This is a genomic window from Kitasatospora sp. NPDC096077 (genome assembly GCF_040303245.1).
GTDB lineage: Bacteria > Actinomycetota > Actinomycetes > Streptomycetales > Streptomycetaceae > Kitasatospora.
The window spans coordinates 62365-69093 of record NZ_JBEOSV010000046.1 but is presented as its reverse complement, the minus strand read 5'-3'; the positions used below and the strand labels follow the sequence as shown (position 1 = coordinate 69093).

The 6729-nt window shown below is 74.6% G+C and carries 6 protein-coding genes and 1 pseudogene; 5 read left to right on the top strand and 2 right to left on the bottom strand.

Going from position 1 to position 6729, the window contains the following annotated elements; genetic code table 11:
* Together ABTZ03_RS30445 and ABTZ03_RS30440 are read left to right on the top strand one after the other, a co-directional pair.
* A pseudogene (locus tag ABTZ03_RS30445) lies at positions 1-798 on the top strand (tetratricopeptide repeat protein); the annotation flags it as partial.
* A gap of 210 nt (positions 799-1008) precedes the next feature.
* Positions 1009-1956: a tetratricopeptide repeat protein gene (locus tag ABTZ03_RS30440; RefSeq protein ID WP_502894638.1), complete on the top strand. Its 948-nt coding sequence runs from the start codon at positions 1009-1011 to the stop codon at positions 1954-1956.
* Between the two features lie 77 nt (positions 1957-2033).
* On the opposite strand, the gene ABTZ03_RS30435 is transcribed toward ABTZ03_RS30440, so the two are convergent.
* Entirely contained in the window at positions 2034-3404 is a 1371-nt protein-coding gene (locus tag ABTZ03_RS30435) for a DUF1015 family protein (RefSeq protein WP_350516320.1), read from the bottom strand.
* 93 nt (positions 3405-3497) lie between these two features.
* On the opposite strand from ABTZ03_RS30435, the gene ABTZ03_RS30430 reads away from it, so the two are divergent.
* The gene (locus ABTZ03_RS30430) at positions 3498-4082 is read left to right on the top strand and encodes a tetratricopeptide repeat protein (RefSeq protein WP_350516319.1); all 585 of its coding nucleotides are present in this window, start codon (positions 3498-3500) and stop codon (positions 4080-4082) included.
* Positions 4083-4135: 53 nt separating this feature from the next.
* Positions 4136-5173, top strand: coding sequence for an HAD-IIA family hydrolase (locus ABTZ03_RS30425; RefSeq protein ID WP_350516318.1), 1038 nt, complete (start codon positions 4136-4138; stop codon positions 5171-5173).
* A gap of 137 nt (positions 5174-5310) precedes the next feature.
* Here the strand turns inward: ABTZ03_RS30425 and ABTZ03_RS30420 are convergent, their stop codons facing one another.
* The gene (locus tag ABTZ03_RS30420; protein ID WP_350516317.1) at positions 5311-5658 is read right to left on the bottom strand and encodes an SCP2 sterol-binding domain-containing protein; all 348 of its coding nucleotides are present in this window, start codon (positions 5656-5658) and stop codon (positions 5311-5313) included.
* Between the two features lie 157 nt (positions 5659-5815).
* On the opposite strand from ABTZ03_RS30420, the gene ABTZ03_RS30415 reads away from it, so the two are divergent.
* Positions 5816-6706, top strand: a complete 891-nt coding sequence (locus tag ABTZ03_RS30415) for a hypothetical protein (protein WP_350516316.1) — start codon at positions 5816-5818, stop codon at positions 6704-6706.
* Positions 6707-6729: the final 23 nt, after the last annotated feature.

Below are 6729 nucleotides of genomic sequence, written 5' to 3'. Positions count from 1 at the left end.
GACCGTCCGCAGGGCGGGTTCAACCGCGACCGCGATGACCGCGGTGGCGACCGTGGCGGCTTCCGCCGTGACGACCGTCCGCAGGGTGGTGGCTTCCGTCGGGACGACCGTCCCTCCGGCGGCTTCAACCGCGACGACCGCGGTGGCGAGCGCGGTGGTTTCCGTCGTGACGACCGTCCGCAGGGTGGCGGTTTCCGTCGGGACGACCGTCCCTCCGGCGGCTTCAACCGCGATGACCGTGGCGGCGACCGCGGTGGCTTCCGCCGTGACGACCGTCCGCAGGGCGGGTTCAACCGCGACCGCGATGACCGCGGTGGCGACCGTGGCGGCTTCCGCCGTGACGACCGTCCGCAGGGTGGTGGCTTCCGCCGCGACGACCGTCCCTCCGGCGGCTTCAACCGCGACGACCGTGGTGGCGACCGTGGCGGCTTCCGTCGCGATGACCGTCCGCAGGGTGGTGGCTTCCGTCGGGACGACCGTCCCTCCGGTGGCTTCAACCGCGACGACCGTGGCGGCGACCGCGGTGGCTTCCGCCGTGACGACCGTCCGCAGGGTGGTGGCTTCCGCCGCGACGACCGTCCCTCCGGCGGTTTCCGTCGCGACGACCGGGATGACCGTCCGCGCCGTGACGACCGTCCCTCCGGCGGGTTCAACCGCGACCGTGACGACCGCGGTGGCGACCGTGGCGGCTTCCGCCGCGACGACCGCCCGCAGGGCTTCAACCGCGACCGCGATGACCGCGGTGGCGAGCGCGGTGGCTTCCGCCGGGACGACCGCCCCTCCGGCGGCTTCAACCGCGACCGCGGCGACCGCGGTGGCGACCGTGGCGGCTTCCGTCGCGACGACCGCCCGCAGGGTGGCGGCTTCCGCCGGGACGACCGTGGTGGCGAGCGTGGTGGCTTCCGTCGCGACGACCGTCCGTCGTACCGCGACCGGGACGACCGCGGCGGCGACCGTGGCCGCCGGGACTACGACGACCGCCGTGGCAACTACGAGCCCGTCAAGCGCCTGCCGATCCCGGAGGACGTCACCGGCTTCGAGCTGGACGCGGACGTGCGCCAGGAGCTCAAGAGCCTGCCCAAGACCCTCGCGGACGACGTCGCCCGCAACCTGGTGATGGTGGCCCGCCTGCTCGACACCGAGCCGGAGGAGGCCTACCACTACTCGCGCGTCGCGCTGCGGCTGGCCTCCCGCGTGGCCGCCGTCCGCGAGGCGGCCGGCTTCGCCTCCTACATCACGCAGCGCTACTCCGAGGCGCTGACCGAGTTCCGTGCCGCCCGTCGGATGACCGGCCGTGCGGACCTGTGGCCCGTGATGGCCGACTGCGAGCGCGGTCTGGGCCGTCCGGAGCGGGCGCTGGCGATGGCCGGTGAGCCCGAGGTGAAGCAGCTGGACAAGGCCGGTCAGGTCGAGATGCGTCTGGTCGCGGCCGGTGCCCGTGGCGACATGGAGCAGTTCGACGCGGCCGTCGTCACCCTGCAGAGCCCGGAGCTGGCCTCCAGCGCCGTGCACCCGTGGACCGCGCGGCTGCGCTACGCCTACGCCGAGGCGCTGATCGCGGCCGGCCGTGGCGACGAGGCCCGTGACTGGTTCGCCAAGGCGGCCGAGGCCGACACCGACGGCACGACCAACGCCTCGGAGCGCCTGGCCGAGATCGACGGCGTGGAGTTCATCGACGTCCTCGACCCGGAGCTGGCCGAGGACGACGCCGAGCAGGACGAGGCCCCGGCGAAGAAGCGCGGCGCCGACAACTCCGAGGACCGCGTGATCTTCGAGGACGAGGAGGACGTCGAGGAGTACTACGACGAGGACGACCTCGAGATCGACGAGGAGTTCGACGGCGTGGTGCCCGAGCGTGCCGAGGCCCCCGAGGCCGGTCGCGCCGACGTGACCGACAAGGCCGAGAAGGCTGAGAAGGCCGACAAGGTCGAGGCCGAGGGCGACGCCCGCGGCTGAGCGCCCTGAAACGCCGTGAGGCCCTGCCGAACCCCTGAGGGGGTCTTCGGCAGGGCCTCACGGCGTCCGGGGCCCGACTACCCCAGCGGGAGGCTGCGCAGTACCAGACCGGTGGCCGGCTTCGGCCCGAACGAGGTGGACTTGCGCGGCATGGTGACGCCCTGTTCGGCCAGTCGGCGCACCACGCTCTCCCGGACCGGGTGCAGCAGGACGGCGGTGCCGCCGCTGCGGGCGGCCTCGCGCTCGGCGGCCACGGCGGTGTGCAGGTAGCCGATGTCGTCGGGGCCGTCGGGGACGTGCCAGGTGCGGTCCAGCAGGGTGGCGTGCAGCACGGTGGCGTCCAGGTGGCGCCACTCCTCGGGCCGGTCGTGCGGGACGGTCGCGTCCAGCAGGGCCTCGTCGGGCTCGCCGAGCAGCCAGAAGACGCCGTCGCCGCCGGTGAGGACGAAGCCGTTGCCGCCGTGCCGCTTCTGCTCGGCGAGGGCCTGGAGCGCGGCGGGCAGCGGGCCGGGGACCTCCTTGACCTTCCACTGGTCGCCGAGCTTCTCCAGCGCCTCGGCGACCGGCAGCCGGTACAGCACCCGGTGGATGGCCCGGACCCGCAGCGGGTAGCGGGCGGTGTCCACCAGCAGCACCATGCCGCGGTCCCACGGGCTGCGCGGCAGGTGGCGGTGCTCGCGCTGGAGCCGCAGGTACATCTCCCAGCGGTGGTGCCCGTCGGCGATCAGGGCCCGGCAGGTGGCCAGGTCGCGGCTGATCTCGGCGAGGTCGGCCGGGTCGGTGACGGCCCACAGCCGGTGGTGGGTGCCGTCGCTGGTGGCGGTGGAGAGCAGCGGCTCGGCCCGGACGGTCCGCTCGATGACGCCGGAGGCGCCGCCGTTGCCCCGGTAGGTGAGCAGCAGCGGTTCCAGGTTGGCCCGGGTGGTGCGCATCAGCCCGACCCGGTCGGCGACCGGCCGGGGCATCACGTCCTCGTGCGGGAGGACCACGCCGGCCTCGGGGCCGCTCACGGCGAGGGCGCCGATCAGCCCGCGCTGGAGCAGTTCGGGTGCGTCGGCGGTGCCGGGCACGCGCTGCTCGTAGACGTAGATCGCCGGCTCCGGGTCGGCGGCGAGGATGCCCTCGCGCTGCCAGGAGGTCAGCAGCCGGGCGGCGTGCCGGTACTTGGTGTCCCGGTCCGGGCGGTCGCCGGCGTCCTCGGGCTCGGGCCGGGGCAGGATCAGCCGGACCACGTTGTGCGGGTCGGCGGTCTCCAGGTCGAGCCGGCGTCCGGGGTCGACGACGTCGTAGGGCGGGGACATCACCGCGGCCAGTGCGCCGACCCGGTCGGGGACGTAGCGCAGGCCACGGAAGGGGGACAGGGACAGGCCTGCGGTGGCGACGTGTCCGGGATCACCGGGGCCGCCCACGGGAGTCTCGACTCCGTCTTCTGCACTGGGTGTGCTCATTCTGGGCATCGTAACCGGGTACGCGTTGTTGAGAGATCGGAATGCCCGTCCGAATATCGTCGGACGGGTGTGCGACCGAGGGCGAGGGACGGCATGGAGGACGGGCAGGATCGGCTGGACGGCGGTGCACCGGGTGGGCAGCTGCCCACGGGGGCCGTCCCGGCCCAGGGGCGGCCCGGGGAGCCCACCGGGGACGTCTACGACTGGTTCCGCCGGGGTGCGCAGCTGCTCGCCCAGGGTCATCCGGCGGCGGCCGAACAACTGCTGGCCCGGGCGGCGGAGGCCGAGCCGCACTCGCGCAGCATCCGGGAGGCGCTGGCCCGGGCGCAGTTCGACGCCGGTTCGTACGCGGCGGCGCTGGAGAACTTCCGGGCCGTGGCGCTGGCCGACCCCTCGGACGACTACGCTCAGTTCGGGTGGGGCGTCGCGGCGGCCCGGCTGGGCGACTTCGAGACGTCCGCCGAACACCTGGCGCTGGCCGTGGCCATGCGGCCGGAGACCGACCACTACCGGGCGGCGCTGCGGCAGACCCGGGCGACCCTGGCGGCCCGGGCCGGGGCGTACGGCCCGCTGCTGCCGGGGGTGCCGGCCGGCCGGCAGGACCCGGACCGTGAACCGGGGACGGCCCTGCCGGGGCAGTGCGGGGGAGAGCCCGAGGGCGTCAACGACGACGTCTGAGCGGGCGGGCAAGGACGAGCAGACGGACCAGCAGTGAATGAGGTAGGGCACCCATGACCGACACGACCGCCCCCGCGCGACGGACCGCCCCCGGCGGCAGCGAGCGCCCGCTGACCGAGGCCTACGACACCGCGCTGCTCGACCTGGACGGCGTGGTCTACGCCGGCCCGCACGCGATCGAGCACGCGGTGGACTCGCTGGCGGTGGCCCGTACCGCCGGGATGCGGCTCGCGTACGTGACCAACAACGCCTCCCGGCCGCCGCGGGTGGTCGCCGAGCACCTGACCGAGCTGGGTGTGTCCGCCGAGCCCGCGGACGTGATCAACTCGGCCCAGGCGGCCGCCCGGGTGGTCGCCGAGAAGGTGCCGGCCGGGGCGAAGGTGCTGGTCGTGGGCGGTCCGGGGCTGGAGGAGGCGCTGGCCGAGCGCGGGCTGGTCGCGGTCCGTTCGCTGGCCGAGGAGCCGCTCGCGGTGGTGCAGGGCTTCGACCCGTCGGTGGGCTGGCCGCAGCTGGCGGAGGCCGCGTACGCGGTGCGCGCGGGGCTGCCGTGGGTCGCCTCGAACACCGACATGACGGTTCCGACGGCGCGCGGCATCGCACCCGGCAACGGGACGCTGGTGGCGGCGGTGCGGGCGGCGGCCGGGGTGGAGCCGGAGGTGGCGGGCAAGCCGCTGCCGCCGATGCACCGGGAGACCGTGCTGCGGACCGGGGCCCGGCGGCCGCTGGTGGTCGGGGACCGGCTGGACACCGACATCGAGGGCGCGTTCAACGGCGGGGTGGACAGCCTGCTGGTGTTCACCGGCGTCACCACGCCGGCCCAGCTGCTGGCCGCGCCGGTCGAGCACCGGCCGACGTACCTGGCGGCCGACCTGCGGGGTCTGCTGGTCCCGCAGCCGGCGGTGACGGCGGTGGACGGCGGTTTCGGCTGCGGCGGCTGGACGGCCGTGGCGGAGGGCGGCGTGCTGCGGCTGGCCGGTGCCGGGGACCGCTGGGACGGTCTGCGGGCGCTGTGCGCGGCGGCCTGGACGGCGCTGGACGCGGACGGCGGCGCGGTGGACGGGCGGAAGGCGCTGGCCGAGCTCGGGTTCTGAGACGTCCGTCTCGGACGAACGTCCTGAACGTCTGTCCTGGTCAGACGTTCAGGACAGTCGTCCAGGACGGGCGTTCAGGACAGTCGTCCAGGACAGGCGTTCAGGACAGCTGTCCGAAGCGGACGTACGACCCGGCGTCAGAGCAGCGTGCGCAGCCGCATCAGGTCGCGGAAGCCGGCCTCCAGCCGGATCCGGCCGCCGGCCCAGGCGGCGGCGAAGTTGAGCCGGCCGCCGACCAGGGCGAGCAGGTCGTCGCTGGCCATGGTGAGCCGGATGGCCGCCTTCTCGGTGGGTTCGCCGGGGGTGGCGACGACGTCCTGGATCCGGCCGTCGCGCAGCTGTCCGGTGAAGGTCAGGTCGAGGTCGGTGATCCGGCAGCTGAGCGAGCGGTCGAGGGCGGCGGCCTTGCGGACGTCCCCGGTGGATTTCGCCATGTTCCGGCTGAGCTGCTCCAGTGCCTCCCGGCACTCCTCGGCGTTCGCCATGGCGCTCGCTCCATCCCCAGGTCACTACGGTGCGGACTGCCGGGCCACGGTACCTCAGGAGGGTTTTGGCGGTAGCGTCGTCAGTGGGGTGCCCGGATTCGCCCGGGTGCCGAGGGCCACGGAGCGAGGCGCGCGCAGGCGCGGAGGAGGCACCCGGATGCTGCCGAGGACGGTGCGGGGAGCGGTGGCGGCCGCCGCCGTGGTGGTCGAGGAGGTCGGCAAGCGGGTCGTCGACACGGCGGCCGCGATCCTGGAGAGGACCGGCGTCGACGTGGCCGAGGTCGAGCGTCGGCTGGGCGGGCAGTTCCCGCCGTCGGCGCAGACACTGCAGACCCTGGCGGAGGAGGCGGTCACCGCCGGCCGGGCCGGGGTGGACCTGGCGGTCGGGGTGGCGCGCAACGAGGTGGAGAAGGCCTTCGAGAAGGTCGGCGACCAGGTGACCAAGGTCGGCGTGGTGCTGGCGTACCTGGAGAGCAAGCTGCGCGAGGTCGAGGAGGAGCCGGTCGCGGCGGGGTCCGCGGCGGAGCCGTACCCAGGGGAGGAGCCGGTGCCGGCGCCCCGGGCGGGTGACCTGTTCGGGCGCGGCTGGGAGTTCGAGGACGAGCGGGTGGCGGCCGAGCCGATAGTGGCCGAGCGGGTGGAGGTGGACGAGCCGGTCGAGTTCGATCCGCCGGTGTCCCCGGTCTCCCCGGTACCGCCCGTGGCGGTGGTCGAGCCGGCCGTGAACGGGACGACGGCGAGGAAGAGCGCGCCGAGGAAGAGCGCGCCGAAGAAGGCGGCCACCGACAAGCCGGGCACCGACAAGCCGGCCACCGACAAGCCGGCCACCGACAAGGCGACGGCCAAGAAGGCGACCGGCAAGAAGGCCGCCGCGAAGAAGACCACCGTCGCCAAGAAGTCGTCCGCGCAGAAGACCGCGCAGCGGAAGCCGAACGCCGCCGAGCCCACGGCGGCCGCCAAGCGCACCGCGACGAAGAAGACCACCGTCCGCAAGGCCACCAGCACCAGGGCCACCGCCACCGGGGAGCCCGATGTCCGGGACGAGTGAGCCGGGCCCGGCGCCTTCGGTGG

What these genes read in the sequence shown, in the direction of transcription:
- ABTZ03_RS30415 (WP_350516316.1), top strand. Translation starts at nt 5,816, where the DNA reads ATGCTGCCGAGGACGGTGCGGGGAGCGGTGGCGGCCGCCGCCGTGGTG.
- ABTZ03_RS30435 (WP_350516320.1), bottom strand. Translation starts at nt 3,404, where the DNA reads ATGAGCACACCCAGTGCAGAAGACGGAGTCGAGACTCCCGTGGGCGGC.
- ABTZ03_RS30430 (WP_350516319.1), top strand. Translation starts at nt 3,498, where the DNA reads ATGGAGGACGGGCAGGATCGGCTGGACGGCGGTGCACCGGGTGGGCAG.
- ABTZ03_RS30425 (WP_350516318.1), top strand. Translation starts at nt 4,136, where the DNA reads ATGACCGACACGACCGCCCCCGCGCGACGGACCGCCCCCGGCGGCAGC.
- ABTZ03_RS30420 (WP_350516317.1), bottom strand. Translation starts at nt 5,658, where the DNA reads ATGGCGAACGCCGAGGAGTGCCGGGAGGCACTGGAGCAGCTCAGCCGG.